Annotated in this window: 26 protein-coding genes; 7 read left to right on the forward strand and 19 right to left on the reverse strand. The window is 28.8% G+C overall.

Annotated elements, in window-relative coordinates:
* The first annotated feature begins 56 nt into the window (after positions 1-56).
* Together Ctaglu_RS04685 and Ctaglu_RS04690 are read left to right on the forward strand one after the other, a co-directional pair.
* Positions 57-848 carry an ABC transporter ATP-binding protein gene (locus tag Ctaglu_RS04685; RefSeq protein WP_124998562.1) on the forward strand — a complete coding sequence of 264 codons (792 nt, stop codon included), beginning with the start codon at positions 57-59 and terminating at the stop codon, positions 846-848.
* On the forward strand, positions 848-2,812 hold the full coding sequence (locus Ctaglu_RS04690) for an FtsX-like permease family protein (protein ID WP_124998564.1): 1,965 nt from the start codon (positions 848-850) through the stop codon (positions 2,810-2,812). Before Ctaglu_RS04685 ends, Ctaglu_RS04690 begins: the two co-directional genes overlap by 1 nt.
* A gap of 319 nt (positions 2,813-3,131) precedes the next feature.
* Here Ctaglu_RS04690 and Ctaglu_RS04695 read toward each other — a convergent pair whose 3' ends face one another.
* The 3 genes from Ctaglu_RS04695 to Ctaglu_RS04705 are packed head-to-tail and all read right to left on the reverse strand — an operon-like array spanning position 3,132 to position 6,565.
* Entirely contained in the window at positions 3,132-3,773 is a 642-nt protein-coding gene (locus Ctaglu_RS04695; RefSeq protein WP_124998566.1) for an ABC transporter permease, read from the reverse strand.
* 4 nt (positions 3,774-3,777) lie between these two features.
* A complete protein-coding gene (locus Ctaglu_RS04700) occupies positions 3,778-4,617 on the reverse strand; it encodes an ATP-binding cassette domain-containing protein (protein WP_124998569.1) in 840 nt (279 codons plus the stop codon).
* A gap of 10 nt (positions 4,618-4,627) precedes the next feature.
* On the reverse strand, positions 4,628-6,565 hold the full coding sequence (locus tag Ctaglu_RS04705) for an ABC transporter permease (RefSeq protein WP_124998571.1): 1,938 nt from the start codon (positions 6,563-6,565) through the stop codon (positions 4,628-4,630).
* 773 nt (positions 6,566-7,338) lie between these two features.
* Here Ctaglu_RS04705 and Ctaglu_RS04710 point away from each other — a divergent pair.
* Both Ctaglu_RS04710 and Ctaglu_RS04715 read left to right on the forward strand, forming a co-directional pair.
* Complete coding sequence (locus Ctaglu_RS04710) at positions 7,339-7,911, forward strand: accessory gene regulator ArgB-like protein (protein WP_233439692.1); 573 nt, start codon at positions 7,339-7,341, stop codon at positions 7,909-7,911.
* Positions 7,912-7,925: 14 nt separating this feature from the next.
* Positions 7,926-8,075 (forward strand): AgrD family cyclic lactone autoinducer peptide, encoded by a 150-nt coding sequence (locus tag Ctaglu_RS04715; RefSeq protein WP_124998573.1) that lies wholly within the window; start codon positions 7,926-7,928, stop codon positions 8,073-8,075.
* 6 nt (positions 8,076-8,081) lie between these two features.
* Here the strand turns inward: Ctaglu_RS04715 and Ctaglu_RS04720 are convergent, their stop codons facing one another.
* From Ctaglu_RS04720 to Ctaglu_RS04755, 8 genes are all read right to left on the reverse strand, one after another.
* Positions 8,082-9,365, reverse strand: a complete 1,284-nt coding sequence (locus Ctaglu_RS04720) for a sensor histidine kinase (protein WP_124998575.1) — start codon at positions 9,363-9,365, stop codon at positions 8,082-8,084.
* Positions 9,356-10,096, reverse strand: a complete 741-nt coding sequence (locus Ctaglu_RS04725; RefSeq protein WP_124998577.1) for a LytR/AlgR family response regulator transcription factor — start codon at positions 10,094-10,096, stop codon at positions 9,356-9,358. Before Ctaglu_RS04725 ends, Ctaglu_RS04720 begins: the two co-directional genes overlap by 10 nt.
* 402 nt (positions 10,097-10,498) lie before the next feature.
* Complete coding sequence (locus Ctaglu_RS04730; protein WP_124998579.1) at positions 10,499-11,545, reverse strand: MerR family transcriptional regulator; 1,047 nt, start codon at positions 11,543-11,545, stop codon at positions 10,499-10,501.
* A 181-nt stretch (positions 11,546-11,726) separates the two neighbouring features.
* On the reverse strand, positions 11,727-12,182 hold the full coding sequence (locus Ctaglu_RS04735; protein ID WP_124998581.1) for a GNAT family N-acetyltransferase: 456 nt from the start codon (positions 12,180-12,182) through the stop codon (positions 11,727-11,729).
* Between the two features lie 99 nt (positions 12,183-12,281).
* Complete coding sequence (locus tag Ctaglu_RS04740) at positions 12,282-12,959, reverse strand: hypothetical protein (protein ID WP_124998583.1); 678 nt, start codon at positions 12,957-12,959, stop codon at positions 12,282-12,284.
* 90 nt (positions 12,960-13,049) lie between these two features.
* The gene (locus Ctaglu_RS04745) at positions 13,050-13,877 is read right to left on the reverse strand and encodes a GNAT family N-acetyltransferase (RefSeq protein ID WP_124998585.1); all 828 of its coding nucleotides are present in this window, start codon (positions 13,875-13,877) and stop codon (positions 13,050-13,052) included.
* A gap of 178 nt (positions 13,878-14,055) precedes the next feature.
* Complete coding sequence (locus tag Ctaglu_RS04750; protein ID WP_124998587.1) at positions 14,056-14,604, reverse strand: TetR/AcrR family transcriptional regulator; 549 nt, start codon at positions 14,602-14,604, stop codon at positions 14,056-14,058.
* A gap of 26 nt (positions 14,605-14,630) precedes the next feature.
* The gene (locus Ctaglu_RS04755) at positions 14,631-15,815 is read right to left on the reverse strand and encodes an MFS transporter (RefSeq protein WP_124998589.1); all 1,185 of its coding nucleotides are present in this window, start codon (positions 15,813-15,815) and stop codon (positions 14,631-14,633) included.
* A gap of 196 nt (positions 15,816-16,011) precedes the next feature.
* Between Ctaglu_RS04755 and Ctaglu_RS04760 the strand changes: the two genes are divergently transcribed.
* Both Ctaglu_RS04760 and Ctaglu_RS04765 read left to right on the forward strand, forming a co-directional pair.
* The gene (locus Ctaglu_RS04760) at positions 16,012-16,614 is read left to right on the forward strand and encodes a TetR/AcrR family transcriptional regulator (protein ID WP_185732591.1); all 603 of its coding nucleotides are present in this window, start codon (positions 16,012-16,014) and stop codon (positions 16,612-16,614) included.
* A 6-nt stretch (positions 16,615-16,620) separates the two neighbouring features.
* Positions 16,621-17,472, forward strand: coding sequence for a GNAT family N-acetyltransferase (locus tag Ctaglu_RS04765; RefSeq protein ID WP_124998593.1), 852 nt, complete (start codon positions 16,621-16,623; stop codon positions 17,470-17,472).
* A gap of 26 nt (positions 17,473-17,498) precedes the next feature.
* Here the strand turns inward: Ctaglu_RS04765 and Ctaglu_RS04770 are convergent, their stop codons facing one another.
* From Ctaglu_RS04770 to rlmH, 5 genes are all read right to left on the reverse strand, one after another.
* Complete coding sequence (locus Ctaglu_RS04770) at positions 17,499-17,696, reverse strand: hypothetical protein (protein WP_124998595.1); 198 nt, start codon at positions 17,694-17,696, stop codon at positions 17,499-17,501.
* Positions 17,697-18,042: 346 nt separating this feature from the next.
* A complete protein-coding gene (locus Ctaglu_RS04775; RefSeq protein WP_124998597.1) occupies positions 18,043-18,912 on the reverse strand; it encodes a methionyl aminopeptidase in 870 nt (289 codons plus the stop codon).
* Positions 18,913-19,102: 190 nt separating this feature from the next.
* Positions 19,103-20,380, reverse strand: a complete 1,278-nt coding sequence (locus Ctaglu_RS04780; protein WP_124998599.1) for a hypothetical protein — start codon at positions 20,378-20,380, stop codon at positions 19,103-19,105.
* Positions 20,381-20,497: 117 nt separating this feature from the next.
* Positions 20,498-21,655, reverse strand: a complete 1,158-nt coding sequence (locus tag Ctaglu_RS04785; protein WP_124998601.1) for an MFS transporter — start codon at positions 21,653-21,655, stop codon at positions 20,498-20,500.
* A gap of 215 nt (positions 21,656-21,870) precedes the next feature.
* Positions 21,871-22,350 carry a 23S rRNA (pseudouridine(1915)-N(3))-methyltransferase RlmH gene (rlmH, locus tag Ctaglu_RS04790; protein ID WP_124998603.1) on the reverse strand — a complete coding sequence of 160 codons (480 nt, stop codon included), beginning with the start codon at positions 22,348-22,350 and terminating at the stop codon, positions 21,871-21,873.
* A 204-nt stretch (positions 22,351-22,554) separates the two neighbouring features.
* Between rlmH and Ctaglu_RS04795 the strand changes: the two genes are divergently transcribed.
* Positions 22,555-22,971 (forward strand): DUF3842 family protein, encoded by a 417-nt coding sequence (locus tag Ctaglu_RS04795; RefSeq protein ID WP_124998605.1) that lies wholly within the window; start codon positions 22,555-22,557, stop codon positions 22,969-22,971.
* 55 nt (positions 22,972-23,026) lie between these two features.
* On the opposite strand, the gene Ctaglu_RS04800 is transcribed toward Ctaglu_RS04795, so the two are convergent.
* From Ctaglu_RS04800 to Ctaglu_RS04810, 3 genes are read right to left on the reverse strand one after another with little or no spacing between them, the layout of a single operon-like run.
* Positions 23,027-23,824: a DUF2705 family protein gene (locus Ctaglu_RS04800; RefSeq protein WP_124998607.1), complete on the reverse strand. Its 798-nt coding sequence runs from the start codon at positions 23,822-23,824 to the stop codon at positions 23,027-23,029.
* Between the two features lie 36 nt (positions 23,825-23,860).
* A complete protein-coding gene (locus Ctaglu_RS04805) occupies positions 23,861-24,658 on the reverse strand; it encodes an ABC transporter permease subunit (RefSeq protein ID WP_124998609.1) in 798 nt (265 codons plus the stop codon).
* 5 nt (positions 24,659-24,663) lie between these two features.
* Positions 24,664-25,548 (reverse strand): ABC transporter ATP-binding protein, encoded by an 885-nt coding sequence (locus tag Ctaglu_RS04810; RefSeq protein ID WP_124998611.1) that lies wholly within the window; start codon positions 25,546-25,548, stop codon positions 24,664-24,666.
* Positions 25,549-25,605 lie beyond the last annotated feature (57 nt).

Consider the following 25,605-nt stretch of genomic DNA (forward strand, 5'->3'; position numbering starts at 1 on the left):
TATGAGCCTAACAGGTAGAATAGTGGTAAGATTTTAGTTTATGAGGAGGATTTTTTATGAGTATTGTTATTGAAACTAAAGATTTAAGAAAAGTTTACGGCTTAAAAGGTATGATGTCCAACGCTTTAGATGGCCTTGATTTGCAAGTGGAAAAGGGTGAGTTTTTAGGCATAATGGGACCTTCTGGTTCTGGTAAAACCACTCTTTTAAATATTATTTCCACCATTGATGAACCTACTAGCGGAAGTTATTTCTTTGAGGGAAAAGATATGAAAAATATTAAGGGACGTGACCTTGCATCTTTTAGGAAAAACAAAATAGGTTTTATATTTCAGGATTTTAACCTACTGGATACAATGTCTGTTCAGGATAATATAGCCCTTCCGCTTGCCCTTAGTAAGGTAAATCATGTTGAAATACTAAAAAAGGTAAATGAACTTGCTGGCTTTTTAGGGTTAAAGGATCACCTGAGCAAATATCCGTATCAACTTTCAGGAGGTCAAAAGCAAAGAACCGCCGCAGCTAGGGCACTTATAACTTCACCTTCTGTTATATTTGCAGACGAGCCTACCGGAGCATTGGATTCGAAATCAGCAGCAGAACTTCTGCAATGTCTTACGCAGCTAAACGAGAAATTTAAAACTACTATAATAATGGTGACTCATGATGCCTTTGCTGCTAGCTACTGCAGAAGAATAATGTTTATAAAAGATGGTAAGATTCATGCAAAGCTCCATAAAAGCGGAGAAAGAAAAGAGTTTTTCCAAAGAATTATGGACATGGGAGCATCCATGAGTGGTGGTACAGATTATTACGGACAAAGTGAAGAAAACAGGAGGGATTTTTAATGAATTCCTTCAGCATAGCTTTCGATAATTTTAAGAGAAATATAAAAGTTTACAGCCTGTATATAATGTCTATGATTTTTTCTGTGCTTGTTTTCTACAACTTTGTAGCACTAAAATATAATCCAGATTTTCAAAAAGCCAATGAAACCAGTTATTATATTAACGGTGTATCAATTTCAGTTTCTTATTTGCTCCTTTTATTTATTATATTTTTTATCTGGTTTTCAAGTTCTTTCTTTTTAAATCAAAGAAAAAAGGAAATAGGCATTTATGCTTTTATGGGAGTATCCAATGCTCAAATAGCTCTTATTTATTCTATAGAGCTTATTTTTATGGGTATAGCAGCAACGGCTACAGGACTTTTACTTGGAGTTGTATTTTGCAAGCTATTTCTAATGATGCTGGCTAAAGTGGCTATATTAAATATGAAAATAGGTTTTTTCATATCTACTAAAGCAATAATTGAAACTTCCATCACATTTTTTATAATCTTCTTTATAAATGCAGTTTTAGGTTATATAAATATATCTAGAAGTAAGTTAATTGACTTGTTTAATGCGTCTAAACGAGAAGAAAGACTTCCAAATGTTAATTATGTAAAAGGTCTATTTTCTATAATATTCATACTGGTGGGATATTACTTTGCAAAAAATGCTATTGGTATGCATTTTATTAGGAACCTACCTCTTGCCATTATATTTGTAGTAATAGGCACCTATTGGTTTTTTGGCTCTGTGTATTCTATAATAATGAAATTTATAATAAACAGAAAGAAAATATTATATAATGGAATAAATATAGTGTGCATGTCTAATATTGCCTTTAGAATTAAAAATAACTATAGAACCTTAGCGGCAGTTGCCATATTAGCTACAATTACTTTAACTTCTTATGGAACAGTGGCCTCTCTTAAGTATTTTATTGGAATGAGAGATTATATACAGGCTCCTTATGAAATTTCCTATGTTTCTTCTGATAATACAGTTAAGCAGCAGGTAAGAGACAAGTTAAAAGAATATAAAAAAGCTATAATCCTTGAAGAAACCACTGAATTTCTTATTATAAAGCCTCATATTTATGTAGAAACTAAATTTAAGGATTCAGAAACAGTAGCCTTAAAGTATTCAGATTTTATAAAAATAAGTTCTGACCTAAAAGTAAATAATATGAATGATTTAAAAAAAGAGACCTTGTCCAAAGGTGAAATATTATATGTATCCCCACCTACTGTGGTAATGAGTCTTTATGCTTATAAAAACGAAAAAGCTTCTGTAAATAGTAAAGACTACACCATAAAGAATTCACTTAAAACTCCTATTTTTGGTATTGGTATACCTATGGCGTGTCTAATATTAAATGATGAAGACTATAATTTGCTTAGAGCTACTTCTCACATATATGAGTTTAATGGAATAAAAATAAATAAAACAAACACTATGAAATTGCTAAAACAGGAATTATACAAAATTGACTCCCCTAAAGAGCCTTTGCGTTCAAAGGTGAGTAAGAATATATCTTCTTTACATGAATTATTTACAACTAATTCAATTAAAGATTCTTTACGTGTAAATGTGAGTAGAGATACATCTTCTTACAGTATTTTCGGGATAATTTATTTTCTTGGAGCTTTCCTTGCACTGGTTTTCATAATTGCAACAGGGAGCATAATATATTTCAAACTTGTATCCGAAGCCTATTTAGATAAGGATAAATATGTTTTGCTAAAAAGGCTTGGAATGACAGAGAAGGAGATTTTCAAAGCTACTGCTAGGCAAATAGGAATGTCATATCTGCTACCTTTAATTGTGGGCATAATTCATAGTTGCGTCGCAATGTCCGTTTTAAGCGAACTTATGAATTACAACATAATAGTACCCGCTATCAGAAGCATACTTATTTTTATAGCAGTATATATTGTTTATTTTATTGCTACTACAAGGAAGTATATGAAGATAGTCATTTAACTGAAAATCAGGTTTATTTAATTTAGTTTTATCAATGATTTTTTCATTATCAGTACTTTTAATATTGTATTTTGCAAAAATAGTTGAAACCGGAAGGTAAGTTTTTGCTTCATCATTTTTATACTTATATCCCTTTGGAATTTGTAGATTCTTTAAAAAAATTATATAAGAGTTGCTTTTTTTCATAAGGTTATATCCACTAGCAGTATAATATGAATCATTTAGAAAAAACGGATAATGTAGCTTGACTATATAGACGTACTTCCATAAGAGAAAACAGCCATGTTGAATTTTTTTCAACAACTTGCCCAATCCAAGTTTAATAATAAATTTTTTTGTTTTTATATACACCAATGATTAAAAATAAAATTCCTACTATAAAAAACACAGAATATTTTGTAGTAATAGCTTGTAATGATATTTTTTCACCATTTTCGAATATACTTATATAATTAAAAAATTTAGAATTTATAAAAATAGATAACAGTTCATATATAAGTAAAAACATAAAACTTATAGTAGTTGACTTTAAAGTATACATTAACATGTATGCTACTGAAGTAAAAAAAAAGCATTGAATAACTGTCTTTATAAATTCTAAAAATACGTTATCCCAAAACAAACTGTATATTAAAAAAAGAACACTAACATGTATGATATACCAAGCAAATAATAAAGCTATATGATGAATTTTAACTTTTCCTGAATCCTCGATGCAATATAAAATCTCATTTCCGTCTTCTTCAATGTATTCTTTAAACACAAAGGTAATCCACCACAAAGATAGAATAGGTATGTACTTTTCCGCTTCTGAAAATACTAATACATAAGCATTTTCAATATTTCCTGATAGATTAACCATTCCAATATTTAAAATTGGAATAAAAATGTATAAAATAATTAAAGGAACAAAATAGTAAATTTTTAGATTTTTGAGAGAAAAATATGTAATTTTTATCATAGATTTATATTCCCTTTAATAGACACATGTATCCATCTTCTATAGTGGCTTCTACATTTGTATGTGCTACCTTTTCACTTGAAATTACTCTTAAAAAGTTTTTACCATCTCTCTCAAAAGTTTTTTCAACAAAGTGGTTACAATTAATTTTTGTTCCTTCATTAACTTCAAAAACCTTTCCATTTGCTATTGATTTAATGTCCCCACTATTTCCCTCAATAATTATTTTACCATCATTCATAATTATTATTTTATCACAACACGCTTCTACATCTTCTACAATGTGGGTAGAAACTATAATTATTTTATCTTTTTTTATATAAGATAATAAATTTTTAAATCGTATTCTCTCTTCTGGATCAAGACCGGCAGTTGGTTCATCAAAAACTATTATTTTAGGATTTCCTAATATTGCTTGAGCAATACCTAACCGCCTAATCATTCCACCAGACAATGTTGATGTCTTATCATGAATCTTATCTTCTAAATTAACTATTTTAATACTATCTTTGATATATGAGTCTATTAGTTCTTTAGGTAGTTTTTTTAGTATGGCAAAATACTCTAACATTTCATATACTGTTAATTCTTTAAATAATCCGAATTTTTGAGGTAAGTAACCAATATTTTTAGAAAATGTACTATTATTTACAATGTCTTTTTCCTGAAACTTTATCTTTCCTTTATTAATATTGTATAAATTAACTATACACCTCAACAATGTAGTTTTACCTGCTCCATTTGTACCTAAAAGTCCATAAACCCCCGTTTTTAAATTTATGGAAATTCCTTTCAATACTTCTTTTTTTCCAAAAGATTTATGCAACTCTAAAATTTCTAACATTTGAATCCCCCTAATTACTTAAATTTTTAATAAATGTTATTGAATCTCTTTCGTCATTATTATCTTTTAAAAATTTATAAGTACTTTTAATAACGTAAGCTTCTCCTAGTTCATTTATTTTTTTAAAAAACAAACTATGTATTTCGAAAAATGGATCGTTATTTTTACTCCATTCTTTAACGTTGTTTGTAAAACTATCTTTATCTTCAAGATAATAAAATAATACGTTATTAATTTTTCTTTTTTTTGTATCTTGTGGTAATGTCGACTTTATTAATCCAAGTGATAATTCTTTTTTATTTAAATCATTTACAAAAATGTGATCTCTAAACATTAATGTACCATTACCAATAACTTTAGAAGAAAGTGCTGCCGGTGATTGAAATATTTTTTTATTGCTAATATTAAACTCCTCGGGTTCTGAAAGTAGTTCCTTATATAATTTCAATGTCTTGTTTATATCTGAAAACCTATTTTTATCCATTTTGCTCAATATAAGTTCATAAAAAACATTGTTTTTAGTGGCTTTTTCTTTCATAAATCCACCGATTAAGGTTAATTCTTGTGCCTCACCTGAGAATCTATTATTACTTTTTTGTAGATTTGAGTAAATATTTAAATTTGATTTTACAGTTACCTCAAATTTAGTATTATAATCCCTTATTATTGGAATAAATCTAGATTCCTCTTTTATATATATTCTTTTATAGCCTTCTATTGGATAGTATGGAAAACATCCTGGTAGTAACACACCTTGAGCGTTACTGTAAAACACAGGACTATATCCACTATATAAAATTGTGATTTTCTCCAGTTTTTCATTAGTGGGGTTAGTTATCTCGAAATAATCTCCATCTCTTTTATATTCCAAAATTTCACTATTTTTACCGAGAATTTTCTCTATTTTATAATTTCTATAAAGTGTAAATTTGTAAGTGCTTAAAGGCTTTTTCTCATCTAAGTAAATACTTACATTACTCTGTAGTTGTCTATTTATAGTAAAATTCATGTTATAAGCTGAAATTTTAAATGATACCTTCTCTTCTTTTTGAATGTCATTTGCGTAATACAACTCATCGAAAGCTACATAGCTTTTGGGGTTATAATCTTTTTTTACAATACTACCTGATTTCGTATATCCATAGAAATTGAAGAGTGAGAGTATTATTAATCCTATAGCTATAAAATTTAAATATTTATGTTTTTTCTTATTTAATTTTAAAATTAAAAGGAAACTCATGAAGCTTATCAAAGATGATAATAGATTCCACCTATAAGGTTCTATAGATAATCCATATAATAAATCTCCATCCCAATTTAAATTAGGCGGTAAAATATTTAATATTTCTCTGAAGGGATATATATTAATGCCATAACCCATAAAAAGTATATAAGGTACATAATCAAAAATTGGGCTTATTAAAATTATTAAAAGTATCATTACAGCATATGCAAGAAACCTTTTTAAATATAAGGATATAACACTTCCAAGACACATAGCAAAAATTGAAACTAGGAATATATTCAAAACATTATTCAATACGATGTGAACTAAATAAGGTTCAAAGTATATATTCATTCCAATATATACACTAAAGTTATATACAATAATATTTAAGGTCATAATTAATATAATTATTATAAGAACTATAATTTTTGAAAAATATAACTTTAAGTTTCCTTTGTTTAAAACTAAAAGGCATTCTAAGAGATTTTCATTTTTACTTTTAATTAAATACTCATAAGTTATAAAAGTAAAAAAAACAAAATAAATCATGCTAATCCGTTGACTATACTGTAAAAAATAAAAGGCATCTTTGTGTATGTTTAGATTATAAATACTAAAAATCAAATATGCATTTACTAGAACGAAAAACAGTAAAAATGCTAAAGATAAATATATACTTTTAAAAAATATTTTAAAATTACTTTTTATTAAATTATTCATTTAAATACTCCCTTTAGTAAAATTGTCGTATAAAATTTGTAAAAACATGCAGTAAAATAATTATTATTAGTTAACTAGTATATCCGCATTTCTAAAAAATTAAAACCAAAGTTTTCCTGTAGCATTGCTCCACTTCCATAAGGATTTAATTCCATCTGCCAAGAAATAGCTACCGTCGTCGTTGAAGTAGCACTTACACTACTTGATAAACTAAGTAAAACTGCACAAGATAAAGCAAAACTAGTTAATAATTTCTTTTTTTCAATTTCATTACTCCCTGTATAATTAAATTTTATATTCTAATAAGTAATTACTTATCAATTGAATTCCCATCTATACCAATTTAACACAACATATAACGAAAATAAACATAATATACATATTTTATTTTTTTCCTTCTGTCATTTGTAATTCCCCCATGTTGTCTTTTTATTGTCGCTCTAATAATAACATTTTTACAAATGGGGGCATTTATTTTTATAGAGTTTTCTTACCTTGATGGCTATGTTGCCCTACCCCATACTGACTTGTTTTTTCTTTGAATACATTAACATGATTAAGATGCGCATCTAACAAAACAATATCATTTATATTAATATGTGTATACAATATTTAAGTGAACAGCATAATAATTGTATTATTATGTACTTTAATATGCTTATATGTCATTCGATACAACTTATATGTCGTTCAATGCAATTCTATTGACAACTAGTTATATACTTGGTAAATTTTTTATATATAAAAATCAATTTTATTAAGGAAGTACTTGCATGAGATTATCAGAAAAGTTTAGTATGAACCTATCTAATTACATAAAAAAAACATTACCGAATAAGACAGAAGAGGACTTAGAAATTATAAGGTATGGGATAGAAGTGTTTTTTATGAACATTACAAAACTCCCTATTATTTTAGCTGTAGGATATATACTAGGTTTATTCTGGTACACGCTATATACCTTAATAATTTTTGGGATTTTGCGCCGCTTTGTTGGAGGAATCCATGCTAGGAAAAGTATTACATGCTTAATATCTACAGGATTTATTATATTGGGTGCCGTATATATTTCTTTAGAATATCCACTTACCATTATTGCAAAATTGTTTATTTTTATAGTAGTTCTATATGTATTTTTCAAATATGCACCCGCAGATACAGAGGAAAAACCCTATTTAGATAAATCAGTTAGACAAAATCTTAAAATAAAAAGTATACTTACAGCTAGTGTTTATTTTTTTCTTTCTATATCTATAATGAACCCATTTTTTTCCAATATTTTTTCTACATATATTATGGATAGAAGCCATTCTTATATGCCCGATTACATACAAAATACTAAATAGGAGGTATAACAATTATGAATATTACAGAGAAAATATCTAAAGTTTTAGCAATAAAAATAAGTGCTATAGCTACAAATATAGCTCATACATCCACCCAAGCTTGTGCGGCTTATGCTTTAGAGGAACCTAAAATGCCAAAATCATTATTGAAAAAAGCTAAGTAGTCCTACCTACTTAGCTTCTATATATAAATCTTGAATAAAAACATCTTTTTCAACAGATGTTTTTAATAAAACATTAGGATATTTTTTATTTATAATTTCTTTTACATTATTTAAGCCTATTCCACGATTGGGCCCTTTTGTGGAATAGCTTTTTTTGTATATACTACTTATATTTATATGGCTGTTATAAGAATTAGCAATAGTTATATTTAAACATTCATCTTGAATAAAAGATATAGATACTAATTTCTCTTTGCTATCCTTTGCAGCTTCACAGGCATTATCTAGAAGTACTCCTACAATTCTACATAAATCTATTATATCTATATGAAAAGTGTCTATTGTGTCTAAAATTTCTATTGATAGTGTTATATTATCTAAGTAGAGTTTCATTATTTTAGAGGTCAGCAATCCTTTTAATCCAGCGTCTTTAATTTTTTTAAGCTTTAGTATTTCATTGTTTTCATAGTTACATTCATGAATCAACTCTTTATTAAAAATTCTTTTTAATTCTTCAACATTATTATCTTCTAAATATCCTCTGGTCATAAAAAGAATATTATTATAATCATGTTTAAACTTGGCTACATCGTCTACTAGATTTTCTATAATACTAGTATATGTTTTTAATTGTATAAATTCTTGTTGCTTTACTTTTAACATGTAATTTTTATGAAAGAATATTATAATCAACATTAAGCAAACGATGGAACTTAGAAGTATAATAACAACTGTGTCTTTATTGAAAGATTTATATGCTAAAAAATAAATAACAATAAATACAATCATTAAACTTGCCATAAATATGGTGTTTACCATAAAATCATTATCTTTAATTTTGAATTTAGAAATTAAAAATACAGTGACTACTTCTTTTAAGTTAATTATAAAAATAGCAGTGATAAACAAAATAATATTAAAAAATATAAATGCTATTTCGTTTGAACTTAAAACTTTTAAATTAATACTTAATATATTTATAAAAAATTGCGCTGTTATAGCTTCAGAAAATATCATTATTAAAGTTATAAAAAATGTAGTTTGAATCAAATATAGGATGCTCTGTTCAATCAATAATGCTAAAATTATCATAAGAAATATAGTGGTAATGATAACTTTGTAATCATTTAAGCAATTAAGCTTAAGTACATAATAATATAATATAGAGCTACTTAGTATTGTTATGAAATTATTTATATTGATATTAAATTTAATTTTTTTTAATTTACAACCAATATATAGCTGAACATAAAACATAATAAATAAAAGAACTATATTTATTATCCACACGCTTTGCTCACCTCTTTTAATCCTGTTCTAGAAATAGAGCATATGGCTCCTGTCGTCATTTCTACATGAGGATTATTAGAATTTTTACATACATTTTTTATATATTTCTTATTCACTATACTTGTTTTATGGATTTGGATAAAATTATCATCTAATGAATTCATTAATTCTTTTAACGTGCTGTAAAATTCAACCATGGTATTGGTACTATAAAGAATCACTTTACGGCTATTTTTTATAGTTTCAATGTAAATAATGTCTTGAGACAGTATCTTAAATGTTTCAGTACCTATTTTAATTATTAATTTCTTTTGCTTTTCATCCTTTTGCTTATTCAATATTTCGGTAGCAATTAAAAGACTTTCTTTTAACTGACTTTCAAGGTTTAGGCTTTTATTTATGAAGGTTACCACACGGAGTTTGTATTGAAATACTTTAAAACTTAATTCAATATGATTGGTAACAAAAATCATTTCACCTGAATACTGGTCTAATTTTCTAATTTCTCTTCCTAATTTTAAACCGTTTTTTTCTTCATTTAAATCAATATCCAATATGTATATGTTTTTTTCAACACTATTTTTAACATATGAAATAAGATCAGCGGAGTTATTAAAAGTTAATACATTAAAATCTTTGAAATTCATTTCTTCTTCATAAGTTTTTATAACTATATTTTTTATCAACTGTAATGTTTTTGAACAATCATCACATATAAGTATGTTAATCATTAGTTAATCTCCTTTATATATCTAGTATGTTGTAATTAAGTTATTAGAGCGTGAACATATGCTAAATTGGGGTATTTGATACGTTGAAATTGAGCCATGGTAATGATGAGTGAGACACTGTAGTATAAATCAATAGATTATTATCTAGCATTTTACTTGTAATCCTTCATAGAATATTAAAAATAACTAATTACATTAATTAGTTATTTATCAATTATACTTTGTTTTCTCTATTAAAGGGTTATTCTACAAATATATTTAAACACCTTCAAGATTTTACAATTGTATAAGTTGATTTATCTTGTTCACTTGTTCTTTTTTAGGACTGTTCCTTGAAAAATAACTTTGTAGATTGCATAATAACTATTTAAAAATCGTTAAAAAAGTAGCCTGTACTTTTACTCAGGCTACTTCAACTACAATATTGAACTCATCAATTTGAAATATATTCACTGTTTTACCATACTTTCCAAATTCATTTTGTAATAACTCAATGTTTGAATAATACTCATCTTCAATTTCATCAATTTGCTTCCTTGTGAGGTTTTTCATAATTTTATGTTTCTGTTTTTCATTTTCAAACATAAGATCTCCAATGATTATTTTTCCATCATTCTTTAAAATCCTTAACATTTCCTTAATAGCAACGGTTTTTTCCTCCTCATTCAAGTGATGGAATGCATAGGTGGATACAATAATATCAAAAGTATTATTTTCAAAGGGTAGCTTTAAAAATTCGCCTAGTCTCAGTTTTAACTTTGGAAATTTCTCTTTTGCCACATTCAGCATTTCCCTGGATTGATCTAGTCCCGTAATATGCAGTCCTATTGATAAAAATCTATTTGCAAGATTACCCGTACCCACACCTATTTCCAATATTTCTACTTCTTTATCTATATTGTAGGTTGCTTTTTTAAAAACCATATCTAAAATCACTTCATAGTTTTTATAAATTTTTAACCTACCGCTGTCCCCTTTTACGTCCTTATCATAGTTTTTTGCCCACCCATCAAAATCCCATTTATCCTTCCAGTTTTCTTTTATTTTATATATTTCATTCATCTTTTTAATTGATTCAATAATACTCCTATGATATTTTTCATCATTTGCTTCATAAATTGTGTCCATTATTTCTTCTAGCGAATTTTGAATAAGTTTTGCTCTATGAACTTCATTGTTTATGATTTCCCACTGCTTATAAAAGTGATTTAATACATTATTTTTATAATCATTCTTAATTATATCTTCAATATCTTCTATGGGTATATTTAATATTCTATACATAAGAATAGTCTGTAATTTTATTAGGTCCTTTTCTGTATAGTAGCGATAGTTATTTTCTTCATCCCGTGCAGGTGTTATTATCCCCTTCTTTTCATAAAATCGGATCTTATTTGTTGTTATGTTAAACAATTTTGCCACTTCTTTAATACTATACTTTATTTCCATTGCCCACCTCATATAGATTCATTTTTTTAGAGGGTAAGTTTTAATCTTACCCTCTAACTTGTTTATAGTATAAACCTTCACCTTAGGCGAAGGTCAAGTGGTGAAAAGAAAATTTTTATTATGGGTAGCCCATATTACTTATGGTAGGTTTTGCCTTGCTAATCATAAAGCCTCTAACAACTCACACTGCACTTTTTTGAAATTTCACATAATCCTCACACTGAAATACTTTTATGTATCCAAGTTTTTCAAACACTCTGCAAGAAGGTATATTACCTTCTCTAATATATGCAACTAACTTGCTATTAGCAATAAACAAATCTTTATTTTCATTTATAAAACTTTGGGCATCTCTAATTGTAGCAGTACCAAATCCATTACCCCTATGTTCTTTAGCAATGCTATAGTTAAATGTTATCTCTTGCTGTGAAATTTCAAGTTTTACTTGTCCAACATCTTTTTCATCAACTACTTCAATAAACATAAAAAGGTTTTTGTCCTTTAGTGCCTTAAAAAACCAGTCCTTATATTCTTCTAAATTTTTCTCCTCCGTATACCTTGAATTTTTTCTTACCTCTTCATCATTAACCCAAGTAAATAGCTTTTGAAAATCTTCCCTAGTAACTTTTCTTAACATAATTCATCTCCCAAAGAAAATATTTTTCCTTAATGCTAATCTTTATCATTTGCCCAAAAAAAATTATTATAAAAACTGATGACCAATATCGCTAGTATTTTATCTGACAAGTTGAAAAAACGTCATACCACCACTTAAAATTAAAGTTTTATTGTCTTTAATAAAGAAAGTACACCCATTACCTTTTGAATCAGTAGTCTGAATTTGGATAATAGAATTAGCTTTTATACCTAATTTATCAAAGGTAATAGCCGGACTCGCAGCTTCAAAGTCATCTTTTGAAACAACAGTTTTTTTATATACAGGGCTTATAACAACATTATCTAAATCCTTTATCGTCTCCCCAAAACAAGTTGCTTTTTCTTTTGAAAAACTTAATTTTCTACCAATCAATTGTGTAATATTATCGCTTCCATAAGTTCCAACTCGCCCATATGCTAATGGTTTTTCAATAACCCACTGACCATAAAATATTTCTTGTGATTGTTTTACTGTTCCTGTGGAATTAGTTGTAGTGTTACCCTTGGTAGTTGATTCTTTCGTTACTGTGCTTGTTTTGTTAACAGTAGAACTATTATTAGGCGTTGATTTTGCTGTTGCAGTACTTGTTGAATTACTAGTAGAAGTATTTGGTATAGTTGATTTTGCTGTATTATCTGTTTTAGTTTGCATACTGATAGTTGGCTGACTTTGTGATTCTGCAACCTTTTGTTTTGTACAACCTGCTGTAAAAACACTCATAGCAATTAGTGCAATTAATAATATTTTTTTATTCATAATTCCTCCATTTGTTTGTATATAACTTTTATTGCTTTATATATTATTCATATTTAATTTTGAAGTCCCTAGACTTGCCTGTAAATGTGGTTAAAGGATTATCCTTGGAAACATCAAGTTCTTTTTCACTTCATTATAACCAAAAGATTTATAAAGCTTTACTGCACGTTCATTGGATTCCCATACCTCAAGTTTTGTTTTATCCAAAGCTTTTGACAAGAAATAATCAAATATATAGTTAAGTATAGTTTTGGATATTCCCGATCCCCGTACTTCCGGTAAAACATATATCGTTTCAACATAACCAAACCCATCTTTTTCAAAGATTGTACATCCTCCCTGTACCTTCCCACCTATTAAAAAGGATAGGTTTTTAAAATACTTTGCTCTCCCTTGCTCTGCAAATATATCTATATCCAATGGTGTTACAAACATTTCGTCATGCATTGCCTTATATGCCATAACCTCTGTATCACAATTAATTTTAAGCTCTGTTACTTTTACATTTTCCGGTAAAATATATGTAAAGTTTTTCGGAATATTTGCTTCCATAACAATACTATAGTCTTCTTCAAATCCATTTTTAATATAAAAATCTAGTTTATCCTTATCATACTCAAAACCAGCATATATTCTAGATTTTAAATCAGGCCTTTGTATCCTAAGTTCTTTAGCCCTTAAAAACACCTTATCAAATAGCTTTTGTGTAACTTCCTCCCCGAACAGCTTGTCTATATTAGACTCTATATTAACACCTATAAAAATAATATAAGGTGTTTCATATGTCTGATGATAGTTTATTGAAGCATATGCATATGCGCTTCCTAAATAGTTTCCTTCCAAATCAAAGGCTAAAAAAATATTTTCCTTACTATTACCATACTGGTCTTCTTCTGAATTCCGTATTTTAATATTCATTTAAATACCCTCCATTTCTATTTATTGATATTTGATCTTTAATTTATAAATACACTTATCATTATAAAAATATTTTATATTTACAATATAACATATTTTTGTCATAATTAATAATTAAATACATATTGAGTTATTTTTTGTATTTCTGATGTAGCTATTAATACACTACAAACCTAATTTATTTTAAAATCCCGTATAATAATATTGTCATCACATCATTCATAGCATCTTTCATGGTCATATCATTTTTACTTAAGAATTTATAATCTAAAAATGTGTTACTAATACCTTCCAACATCAAAGTAATCATATGCGGTTGAATATCACTTCTTAAAAAACCTTCTTTCATCCCCTCTTTTATTGTAATTTCAATAAGATTTAATTTAAAATCCCTTAATTGCTGAATTTTCTTCCATTCATCATTATAAAATTTATATGCTTCATCTAATACATTAACCGGTAATTTGTATTTATGATAAGAATAAACTATAGAATTCAACTTCTCTACTAAAGGACAGTCTTTTTTTGCAGACTCAAGGGTGTCATTTTTATCAGTTTCTATTATTTCTTTAAAATATTCAACTATAATATCATCTTTATTTTTAAAATACTTATAGATAGTTTTTTTACTAATTTTAAGTTCTGAAGCAATTTCATCCATAGTAAATTTTCTTAAACCATATATCTGTATCTTTTCAGAAGCAACTTTCATTATTATATCTCTCATTTTATCATCCTCAATCTAATTTTTATTTAATTCATTGAACTGTTAATTTTAGTTTTTTTTACAGTAAATACACCCATTATAGATATTCCTATTATTAAAAGTAATACAACATTTTCATGGTTATTCCATAGAGCACCAGTAATCACTGCTCCAAAAAAAGAACCGATATATTGAAAACTATTTATTATTCCATTTGCAGTACCTCTATAACTATTTTCTGCAATATCATTTGCTACAGAAGGTATTATCGTAGATAAAGAAATATACCCTGTCATAAATAGTATAGTACCTACCAATATAAAATAAAATGATTTACTATTAAAATAAAAACATATACCTATAGCAGTTATCATAAATGATACAGCAATCAAGTTTGAACTATATCCTCTCTCAACAAATTTAATAGTTTTTCGCATACATATTATAGCAATAATTACTGCAGGCATAAAAATCTTCCACATGCCATTAATACCTGTAATTTTGTCAAGATATTGAGGTACTACATAAAATACTGCAACCATTATAAAATTATTAAAAAACCCTGCTAAGTTAAGTGCTAAAAATGTTTTATTTTTTAATAATACCCTAATGCTATCCCTTGTACTAATTTGTTTTTCTGGTATCTCATAAGAGTTTAAGTCATAAGTCTCCTTTAGAAAAAATAGTATAATAATCCATACTAAGAAAATCAAGATTGCGCATATTAAAAACATCTGTCTTACTGATAAATAGTTGTGAATTAAAGGTCCTAAAGCAAAAGAAGCCGCTGCTGAAAAGCCAATAAATATTCCTACAATACTTAAAGCCCTTGGTCGCTTTCTGCTATCTACACTACCAGTAACCCATGAATATCCAGTGGCAATTACAGCTCCACTTCCTTGCAAAGCCCTTGCAAAGATAAGCATATATATGCTTTTAGCAAAAAATGCAACTATTAACCCTATTATTACTTGCATAATCCCAATTAAAAGAACAGGTTTATTTCCTACTTTATCACTCCATATACCAAAAGGTATTTGAAAAATAGCTTGGGTCAGCCCAAATATACCCAATGCTAATCCAGATAAGGTTGCATTACTGTATCTTAAAGTCTTGCTGTAAGTTGAAATAAAAGGCATAACCATAGTCATTGCCATTTGCCTAATTCCTAAAGCTAAACTTATTGTAATTAAAAATAGTAACTCTTTTCGAGAAAATACGTTATCTTTCATATTTATATACTCACCTCTATAATGGAAACTTATTTAGTTTATATAGTTTCCATTATAGAGTATACATCCTTTACCTTATAATATCAATCATTTTATAAATTTTTCCATATTCAATTAAAAATTAATATCGATATTATATTATTTTTGTTTTATAATATAATAAAAACCGTCTGGTCGTTTTTATGGAGGGATGAATATGCCAAAAATAAGTTCAGAAAAATTTCAGCTTCGAAAACTAGAAATTATAGACAAGGCTTTTGAGGTCTTTAGTTCAAAAGGGTATTCCCAATCCTCTATGGAGGATATTGTTAAACATTCCGGTATCAGTAAAGGAGGTCTTTACACTTATTTTAAGAGCAAAGAAGAGATTTTCCTGGCAATTGCCCAGCAACGCTTTCAAATGAGAAGTAATGTACTTCATGAAATGACTGATATAGAGAGCGCGTCGCAGAAGGTAACTCTCTATCTACGCTGGTTTCTGGATAGTCTTGAAACCGAAAGCGTTTGTATGGGCATTAGATTTACCACGGAATTTTGGAGTATAATGTCAAGAAGCACCTGTAAAAACGAGATTGCCCAAGTACGCTACAAAAAATTTGAAGAGGATTTGCAACAACTCCTTTTGGAAGGCATTCAAAATGGCGAGTTCCGTCAGAATTTAAACACAAAAAGTGCTGTTTATCTCATTATTACATCGCTAGATGGTGTGGGATTCACTGATGCTGTAATGGGCATTAAGATTAATGAAGCTACAATCTCTGAATACATTAATATGATTCTCAATTATTTAAGGGGGTAAGCGATTATGATTACTTATAAAACTTGCACTGATGTAACTATAAACGAAATATTCCAAGCTTTTAGCCTTGGCTTCTCAGACTATATCCTCCCGCTAACAATGAGCCAGGATGCCTTCGAAGCTAGATTCTTTGGTCCTGAAGGCAACGCACTAAATCTATCCTTTATGGCATTTGATCAGAACCATCCCATCGGTTTGATTCTCAGTGGCATCCGAGTATTTGATGGCTTAGCTACCATGCGCTGTGGCACCCTTTGCCTCAGTCCAGACTATCGAGGTCAAGGCATTAGCCAGAAGTTATTTGATATGCATAAATCCACTGCGCTTACTTTCCAATGCAAGCAATTATTCCTTGAAGTAATAAAAGATAATCACAGGGCCGTGAAGTTCTATGAAAACTGTGGTTATAAACATGTTTACACACTAAAATACTACTCCAGCATGATACAAACAATAGCTTCACCTACCGATACACTGCCATACATTGTGAAGCAGGTCACCTTTGATAAACTGGAGTCCTTTAGAAAATCACTCTTAGACTGCCACATCAGCTGGCAAAGTGACACGCCCTACTATGCTTCCAGCACACATGAATCTCTCCTTGGTGCATACCATGCTGATAGACAAGTGGCCCTAATTGCCATGAGCTCACAAGGTAAAATCAACTTCCTCTGGGTCCACCCAACCTGCCGCCATCAGGGTCTTGGACGCAGTATGATCCAAAAAGCAGCCCAGGCTCAAAATGTAGAAAAAGTGACTATATGCCTGCCAAGCAACGCCTCATTAGAAGATTTCCTCCGAAAGCTAGGATTCCAAAAAGAACCAATTGAGCAATGCGAAATGTATTTACCATTATAGCAGTTGTTATTTACCAACCCTTATTTTTATATCGGAAAGAAGGTTGGTACAAAAAGTAAGGCCCCTATAATAATACATATTCCTGTAATACTAGTACCCCCAAGTATACATTTCATACATCTTTTATTGTATTTATCATTTTTAAAATACTTTATTCCCATAATAAAAAAAAGTAATGCTGTTATTATTACTAGAATATTCATTGCAAACATTATTTTGATCATTTTAGATATTCCCCCCCATATTTTAAAACTTATCAACTTCACTCTATAAATAATTATACAAGGTATTTTTTACAAAACACTTACCATAATTCTTACATATTTATTAAGAAAAATATTTCTCTATTTATATTTAATATTCCGATAATCTAATTGTAAAATATAATCCTAGATTTTCCCTAAACTAAGTATAAACAAAGTATAAACTTTTCTTAAAAACCCTCAACCAATTAATTAGTTAATAGTTTCAATGATGGAGGCAAAACATCCAAGCCTCCTATAAGTGTGCTTAACGTAAAAAAATCTTGTACAAAACTTAATTAGTCTTGTACAAGATTTTAATTATTATTTATTTTGATATTATCTCTATACCATCCTCAGTTACAAGAATCGTATGCTCCCACTGTGCTGAAAGAGCTCCATCAGCTGTAAAAGCTGTCCATCCATTATCTTCATCTATAAATATTTCATGACTTCCGCCATTTATCATTGGTTCAATGGTAAATACCATCCCTGGTGCTAAAATCATATCCGTTCCTCTAATTCCAAAATGAGAAACAAATGGTTCCTCATGAATATTTAATCCAACTCCATGCCCTCCAAAATCTCTAACTACTGAATATCCATTACTTTCTGCATATTCTTGAATAACTGCTCCTATGTCACCTAAAAAGCCCCAAGGTTTTACTGATTCTATTGCCTTATTTAAGCATTCCTTAGTTATTTCTACTATCTTCCTCGCTTTGTCAGTTACTTCTCCAATCATAAACATTCTTGATGCATCTGAATAATATCCATTAAGAATAGTAGTTGCATCAACATTTATAATATCACCATTTTTAAGTACTACATCTTTACTTGGTATTCCATGACACACTTCATCATTAATTGATGTACAAATACTTTTGGGAAATCCATCATAATTAAGAGTAGCTGGAATTCCACCCTGAGATATTGTATATTCATGAGCTAATTTATTAATTTCTTCTGTAGTCATTCCTTCTTTAATATTCTCACTAACCAAATCTAGAAGACCATTATTAATTTTAGCACTTTTTCTTATCCCTTCAATTTGCTCTTTGCTCTTAATAAGATTTCTTGTTGGTACTATGCATCCTTGATTCTTAAGGGCTTCTAGTTTTTTATCAAAGTCCAAATGGCAATTCTTATATTTTAGTCTACTTCCACACCAGCATTTATCATTTCTATTTAAAATCATTATACATTCTCCTTTACTAATAAAACGATCATATTTCTACCAATTAAACGTAACATTTTTGTCAACTACAAGTTGCTTTTAAATTTTGCTTATCCGTAAAAATGCCCAAGTTTATATTTAAATTTGCTGAAAATGTAGGATGGCTCTTAATAATAAATATTATTAAGAGCCATCCAATTATAATAATTGTTTACTCCATAGGGTTAATTCCCTTATTTAATATTTCTTTAATTTCTTTATTGTCCGAAATCATAAGTTCGAAAATATCAGTGTTCCTGTTTATAATAGAAGACACATTTTTATAAACCTGCTTTTCTATATATAATTCTTCTGAATTATTCCCGTCTATCAAGCTATATATATATTCCAGGGTTTTATCTAAAAATACAGATATATCTTTTAATAAATTAGTATCTTTGGTTTTATAACTTTCTAAGCAAAAGGAAACAGATTCTTTTATTAGTGAAACATTCCCACTACTTACAGTAGTTCCACCTTCCAAAATCAATAAATTTAATTCGATTTTTTTTAATTTCAACAATATATCATCATTAAAGCTCACCAATAAATTTAGCGATTTTTTATCAGGTTTTTCACTTTTAGGAATATCTTTAATTAAACTTTCAGGTAAATTATTTTTTAAATACACGTAAGTTAACACACCTGCAATTAAATATATCATATTAATTATTGAACTTAATAAAGCCTTACCAAATATTGAACAAACAACTGTTATAAAACATCCAATAATAAAAAACATTAAGATCTTATTAATTTTATTTGTAATTTTAGAGGTTTCATTAATGGAAGGGCTAGTAGTATTTTGTACTATATTTGGTCTTAAAACTTTTATAATCTTTTTAATTTTTTCTATTTCAAGATTATTCAAATCCTTTATATTTTGTAGCTTGTTTTGTTCATCTAAAGATTTTTGAATCTCATTTTTTTTAGCATTTTCAAATTCTAATTTTTCATCTAAGGCCTTTTGCTCCTCTTTTTTTCTCAAATCTTCAAATTCTAATACTTCTTCTGTTTTTGCTTTCTTAAAATCAGAAAGTTCCTCTTTAGTCATTTTAAGATATTCAGCTTCTGAAACAAACAAGGATGTAGGATATGTTTTTAGTTTATTTGAATTATCAAATATGCTATAAACAAGTTCCCCTTTTTCTTCATGCATTTTAAACACAGAATATATTTCACCCTCCACTAAACTATCTATATCTAGAATACCTAAGTATACTACGTCTTTTATGGATTGCAATAACCTATTGGTTGGATAGAAAATTTGGTCAGGCACAACTATTTCCACAGCGCCCCTTTCGTTTACAATCCTATAACAAGGCAATACTTCGCATTCATATTCATATGTCTGTTCACTTGTTGTACCAAGTACAACATATTCTCTTCCCCTTATAAATTCTGCTTTTTCAGTACGACATGTTTTCAATTCCAAATATTCTCTTTTCATAAATATCCCTCCTTTATAAAAAAATTAACTCACCAAATTGAAAGATAATACTTTTAGCACTCACCTTATTTTAACTTTGCCTCTCTTTATTGTACTACAACTTTTATCATTTTATCTTTATTTTACCTGTAATATTTCCTTGATGTTTTTTTTCTTATAGATAAACAATAATATATAAGCAAGAATACACATAATCACGCAAGTTATAAAAGCTGATGAAGTAGAAATATCCGCTGTCTTTCCAATAATCACGTTGACTCCTGCAGCCGTTAAATCGCCAAACATAGCAAATACTGATAAAAGCGTGGCCCTATCAATAGTACTTATGCTTTTATTTTCAATATCTAAAACTATAGGAGAAATTATAGCTGCACTGCCACATATGAAAATTATTGAAAGTATAGTTAATGTAGCATTAGAGGTAAACACAAGTATTATACAACATATAGTAATTATGCTATATAAAATTTGGATGCTTCTATCTTTACCTAGCTTAATGCTTAATTTATAAGCTTTAATCGAGCTTAATCGAACTATTTGCATAACAACTGCCAATATTCCAAAATATTTAATATTTATTCCAGAGCGTACATACTGTGATTGATTTAAAAACACACCTACCACTTGAACAACTTCATTTATTAAAGCAAAAGAAATCACCAATATTATGATTTTTTTATTTTTAAAAGCTGTTAGTAAACTTTGCTTAAACTTAGGCTTTTCAACCTGCTCTACATTAACCTCTTTTATAAACAAAGTTAATGCTGCTGCAACTGCATAAGATATAATAGTCCAAAACGCAGTACTATCCATGGATTTTTTAACCAGTATTGAGAACATAATTGAACCAATTAAATAGCCACCAGTTGAAAATGCATTGTATCTACCAAATACTTTTTCACTCTCATCTTGCTCCACCGATGAATATAGTAGAGCGATGTCACACCCTGAAATGCCAGCTAAAGACACTGATAATAACACCCGTTCTAAAAAGAACATCCCAAATGAATTTGCTTTATAAAAAATTATTTTTGATATGAAAAATATAAAATTTGAAATAACAAGGGTTTTTTTGTACCCAAATTTATCTGCAAACCATCCCCAGGGGACTTCAAAAATAATCATTAATATCCAAGATATAGACTCTATTAAAAACATATTAGACAAAGATAAATTTCTATTTTGCCTATACAATGTAGCAATAGGTCCATAAAAAACAAATCCCTGTAGGAATACAATAATGTACATTAAATAAATATTAGCTTTTTTATTCAATTTTAATACACCTCCAAAATTACATAGCAAAAAAACCTTGTTTGAAAGGTTAATTTTGAAATATCCTGTAATTTTATTGTGTATTAAATTGGTCTGTACATTTGCCTCTCTCCTTGAAAATCAAATTCATTTTAATCATTCTATCATATTTTCAATACAAATATACTTATTTTTGTAAATTTATTCTGTTTAATTAAATTGAAATAATTGTGTACCTACTTGTGATACGGTTCCCCACTTATTATTCTAAACCCCCTATAAACCTGTTCCAGTAGCATAACTCTAAATAATTGGTGTGGGAAGGTCATCTTCGAAAAGCATAATTTGTAATTTGACCTTTCTAAAACAGCCTTAGATAACCCTAAGGACCCTCCAATTATAAAAGCTATATTACTTTCACCCTTGACGCCCAAATCCATTATGAAATTAGATAGTTCCTCAGAGGATAGCATATTTCCCTTTAACTCTAGAGCAATTACAAACATATTATCCTTTATGCTCTTAAGTATTGCCTCACCTTCTTTTTCTTTTATTAAAACCTCTTGTTTTTCAGAGGCATTATCTGGAGTTTTCTCATCACCTAACTCAACTATGCTGAGCTTACAGTATCTAGATAGTCTTTTTGTATATTCATCTATAGCACTTTTTAAATATTTCTCTTTTATTTTTCCTACGCAAATTATAGTTATGTTCATAGTAAATCTCCTTAGTTTCAATTTTATTGTGATTATCATACATATAATATACTATTTATAGACTAAAAACAAATAACATGTAGCAAAGCCACATTAACTTTGTTTGAGTTAAAAATAGAATATACATACTAATTATAGTATAATAACAATTATGTATACAAAAATAAAATTCACTATATTATAAATTATTTTGGGGGTATTACCATGAAAATAGCTGTACTAGATGCACAAGGTGCAGGTCTTGGTCAAACAATTATAAAAAAAATTCGTAAAGAAATTAGCCTTGATGTTTATATTACTGCACTTGGTACAAATGCAATTGCTACTTCAAATATGGTAAGGGCGGGTGCAAATGTTGGTATAAGTGGTGAAAATGCAATCTGCTCATTTTGCATGACAAATAAGATTGATAGTGTAATCGGACCAATTGGAATGATATGTAGTGGTGGTATAAACGGAGAAATTACTCCCGTGATCGCCAAGTCAATATTTAATATGGATTGTACTAAATATATAATTCCACTACAAAAACATGGTATTTATATACCAGGCACAAGAAATCTGCAAATCAAAGATATAATTGAAGAGATCGTACTGGATATAAAAAGTAATATGTCCTAAAAAAATGTTTATAGCATGGATCAAGTCCCATGTTATAAACATTTTTTTAACATTGCTATATATTCAAATCCCTTTTTTTATAAAAAACATATGTAATGCATAACATTACCAAAATAATTATAATTGATAATATCACAAAACTCCATTGAAAGCCAACGCCATTCATCAAATTTTTAGCTTCAAAATACTTAAATGGAGTAAGATATTTGAGGTTTTGAAGTTTACTGTTTATGTCTATGGCTATAGATAGTATAAACGTTATTAACAGTATGGCTGTAGATATAGATGTAGCTGTCTTCGGGTTTCTGCTCACAGCAGCTATTGCTGTGCCAATAAGCATAAACATAAGCTGCAAAATAAGCATTCCCATCATTAATATTGCTATGTCTGCACTTACTGCTTCACCTTTACTGTATTTTCCTACTATAATAATTGAAGATACCAAGGTAATAACATTAAATATCAAAATATTCATTGTGGCAGCTAATAATTTTGATGTTACAATTTTATTTCTTGAAATAGGTTTTGCTAGTAGAAACTCTGCGGTTTTATCTCGCTCTTCCTTTGAAATTATATCAGCTCCAAGCATAGAGGCATGAATGGTTGCCATAAGCACTAAGTATAAAAACAGCACTCCATAATAACCACTAGCCTTTGACAAATCTAAAGTGCCAATACCCATAATTGCTAGCATCGATTTTGGCATTTGATTCAATAGCTCATTCATAGATTGACCTGAGGATGATAATGCAACAAATTTACCCATACCAGCTCCAACCATAAATAGTATACCTAAAGCCCATATAATAAGACCTTTTCTCTGAGCCTTCATCTCTACAATAAATATATTCATAACTAGCCTCCTTATATTACTAGATAATCATCACTATTAAACCGCGTGGACATCCTTCTTATCATAAACAAAATAGCTGGCAGCAATTGCTACAATAATAACCACTATTTCTATTATAATAAATGAAATCTCATAACTAGAATTTTTCATAATGTAACCCGTGTCAAAATACTTAAAAGGGGTAATATAACGTATAGCATCATCGCCTGTTGTAGATGAAAACATTCCAATAATAAAAAATGTAAATACCGTTCCAAGGGAAATAGGTAGCACAGATTTAATCTTAGGCCCCACCACAGAAATTATAATTCCCAGTGATAGAAACATAAGCTGGATAAAAAACAATGTAATAGAGATCATAAAGAATATTTTATAACTATAGTCTTCCGTCTTTACAAGGGATGCCATAGTGCTAGCGGCCACTAAATAAATTACATTAGTAATTATTAGACAGGTTAATGCAGCCATTAGCTTTGATGTCATAATACCCCTGCGAGTAACAGGTTTAGTTAAAAGGAAATCTGCTGTTTTTGCGCGAACTTCCTTTGATATAATGGAGGTGCCTAGATTCATAGCTTGAATTGCACCACAAAGTGTTAAATATAAAAATGTATAGGAATAAAACCCTAAAATAGAAGACATACTCTCTACAGAGAGGCCCAATGCTTTTCTTACTGGCTCTGGAAATCCTTCCATTAACTTTTTGAATGCTTCAACTTCCTTTGAAAAAGCTGGATACATTGACAAGAAAAGCGCGATAATTGCAATCAAAGAGCATGTCCATATTATAGTGGATTTTCTATAAGCCTTAAGTTCATGTAAAAACATATTCATAGCTTTTACTCCTCCTTCACATAATAATGCATAAATATCTCTTCAAGGTCTGGCTCTTCAATCCAAAGATTTGTTATATCTATTTCTGAAATCTTTTTCATAATAAAATTAATATTACCTCTAAATAAAAAGCTTATTATCTTACCTTTTATATCTAAAGCACTGACACCACTTATGTTAAAATAATTATCTTCTATTTTTGATGCCACTTGAATTTTGAATTTTTTATGGTTACTTTCTTGTAGTGTACTAATCTTTTCAACCTTTATAATTTTACCCTCTTTAATAATGGCAACACGATTACATAACCTCTGAACCTCACTTAAAATATGAGAAGAAAGCAAAATTGTTGCTCCCCGCTTATTCTCCTTCTCTAGAAGTTCAAAGAATTTTTGTTGCATAAGTGGGTCAAGTCCGCTAGTAGGCTCATCAAGTATGATAAGCTTAGGCGAGTGTAAAAGGCCTTGAACTATACCAACTTTCTTTTTATTACCATAAGATAAATCATCAATTTTCTTATTAAGATCAAGGTTCATTATCTCAGCTAGTTCAATAATTCTCTTGCTACAATCTTTCTTATAAAAACTTGCTGAATACTTTAGAAGGTCAATAACCTTCATATTGTCATAATAAAAAACCTCTGATGGTAGGTACCCTATTTCCTTCTTTATCTCCGGTCCAAATTTAATACAGTCCCTTCCAAAAATTGTAGCACTACCAGACGTCGGATAAATTAGAGATAATAGCGTTCTTATTGTTGTTGATTTCCCTGCACCATTGGGCCCAATAAAGCCAAAAATTTCTCCTTGCTGAACATTAAAACTTACATCAGTGATTCCTCTTGCTGCGCCGTAATTTTTAGTCAAATTTTTGATTTCAATAATATTCATTGCTAAATCCTCCTTATAATTTTCTGTATACTGGTCACTACAATTTATATTATATAC

The organism is Clostridium tagluense, assembly GCF_003865095.1.
In the GTDB taxonomy this organism is placed as follows: Bacteria; Bacillota; Clostridia; order Clostridiales; family Clostridiaceae; genus Clostridium_AD; species Clostridium_AD tagluense.

Coding starts and splice junctions, on each gene's coding strand:
- Ctaglu_RS04685 (WP_124998562.1), top strand. CDS start 57: ATGAGTATTGTTATTGAAACTAAAGATTTAAGAAAAGTTTACGGCTTA.
- Ctaglu_RS04690 (WP_124998564.1), top strand. CDS start 848: ATGAATTCCTTCAGCATAGCTTTCGATAATTTTAAGAGAAATATAAAA.
- Ctaglu_RS04695 (WP_124998566.1), bottom strand. CDS start 3,773: ATGATAAAAATTACATATTTTTCTCTCAAAAATCTAAAAATTTACTAT.
- Ctaglu_RS04700 (WP_124998569.1), bottom strand. CDS start 4,617: ATGTTAGAAATTTTAGAGTTGCATAAATCTTTTGGAAAAAAAGAAGTA.
- Ctaglu_RS04705 (WP_124998571.1), bottom strand. CDS start 6,565: ATGAATAATTTAATAAAAAGTAATTTTAAAATATTTTTTAAAAGTATA.
- Ctaglu_RS04710 (WP_233439692.1), top strand. CDS start 7,339: ATGAGATTATCAGAAAAGTTTAGTATGAACCTATCTAATTACATAAAA.
- Ctaglu_RS04715 (WP_124998573.1), top strand. CDS start 7,926: ATGAATATTACAGAGAAAATATCTAAAGTTTTAGCAATAAAAATAAGT.
- Ctaglu_RS04725 (WP_124998577.1), bottom strand. CDS start 10,096: ATGATTAACATACTTATATGTGATGATTGTTCAAAAACATTACAGTTG.
- Ctaglu_RS04730 (WP_124998579.1), bottom strand. CDS start 11,545: ATGGAAATAAAGTATAGTATTAAAGAAGTGGCAAAATTGTTTAACATA.
- Ctaglu_RS04735 (WP_124998581.1), bottom strand. CDS start 12,182: ATGTTAAGAAAAGTTACTAGGGAAGATTTTCAAAAGCTATTTACTTGG.
- Ctaglu_RS04740 (WP_124998583.1), bottom strand. CDS start 12,959: ATGAATAAAAAAATATTATTAATTGCACTAATTGCTATGAGTGTTTTT.
- Ctaglu_RS04745 (WP_124998585.1), bottom strand. CDS start 13,877: ATGAATATTAAAATACGGAATTCAGAAGAAGACCAGTATGGTAATAGT.
- Ctaglu_RS04750 (WP_124998587.1), bottom strand. CDS start 14,604: ATGAGAGATATAATAATGAAAGTTGCTTCTGAAAAGATACAGATATAT.
- Ctaglu_RS04755 (WP_124998589.1), bottom strand. CDS start 15,815: ATGAAAGATAACGTATTTTCTCGAAAAGAGTTACTATTTTTAATTACA.
- Ctaglu_RS04760 (WP_185732591.1), top strand. CDS start 16,012: ATGCCAAAAATAAGTTCAGAAAAATTTCAGCTTCGAAAACTAGAAATT.
- Ctaglu_RS04765 (WP_124998593.1), top strand. CDS start 16,621: ATGATTACTTATAAAACTTGCACTGATGTAACTATAAACGAAATATTC.
- Ctaglu_RS04770 (WP_124998595.1), bottom strand. CDS start 17,696: ATGATCAAAATAATGTTTGCAATGAATATTCTAGTAATAATAACAGCA.
- Ctaglu_RS04775 (WP_124998597.1), bottom strand. CDS start 18,912: ATGATTTTAAATAGAAATGATAAATGCTGGTGTGGAAGTAGACTAAAA.
- Ctaglu_RS04780 (WP_124998599.1), bottom strand. CDS start 20,380: ATGAAAAGAGAATATTTGGAATTGAAAACATGTCGTACTGAAAAAGCA.
- rlmH (WP_124998603.1), bottom strand. CDS start 22,350: ATGAACATAACTATAATTTGCGTAGGAAAAATAAAAGAGAAATATTTA.
- Ctaglu_RS04795 (WP_124998605.1), top strand. CDS start 22,555: ATGAAAATAGCTGTACTAGATGCACAAGGTGCAGGTCTTGGTCAAACA.
- Ctaglu_RS04800 (WP_124998607.1), bottom strand. CDS start 23,824: ATGAATATATTTATTGTAGAGATGAAGGCTCAGAGAAAAGGTCTTATT.
- Ctaglu_RS04805 (WP_124998609.1), bottom strand. CDS start 24,658: ATGAATATGTTTTTACATGAACTTAAGGCTTATAGAAAATCCACTATA.
- Ctaglu_RS04810 (WP_124998611.1), bottom strand. CDS start 25,548: ATGAATATTATTGAAATCAAAAATTTGACTAAAAATTACGGCGCAGCA.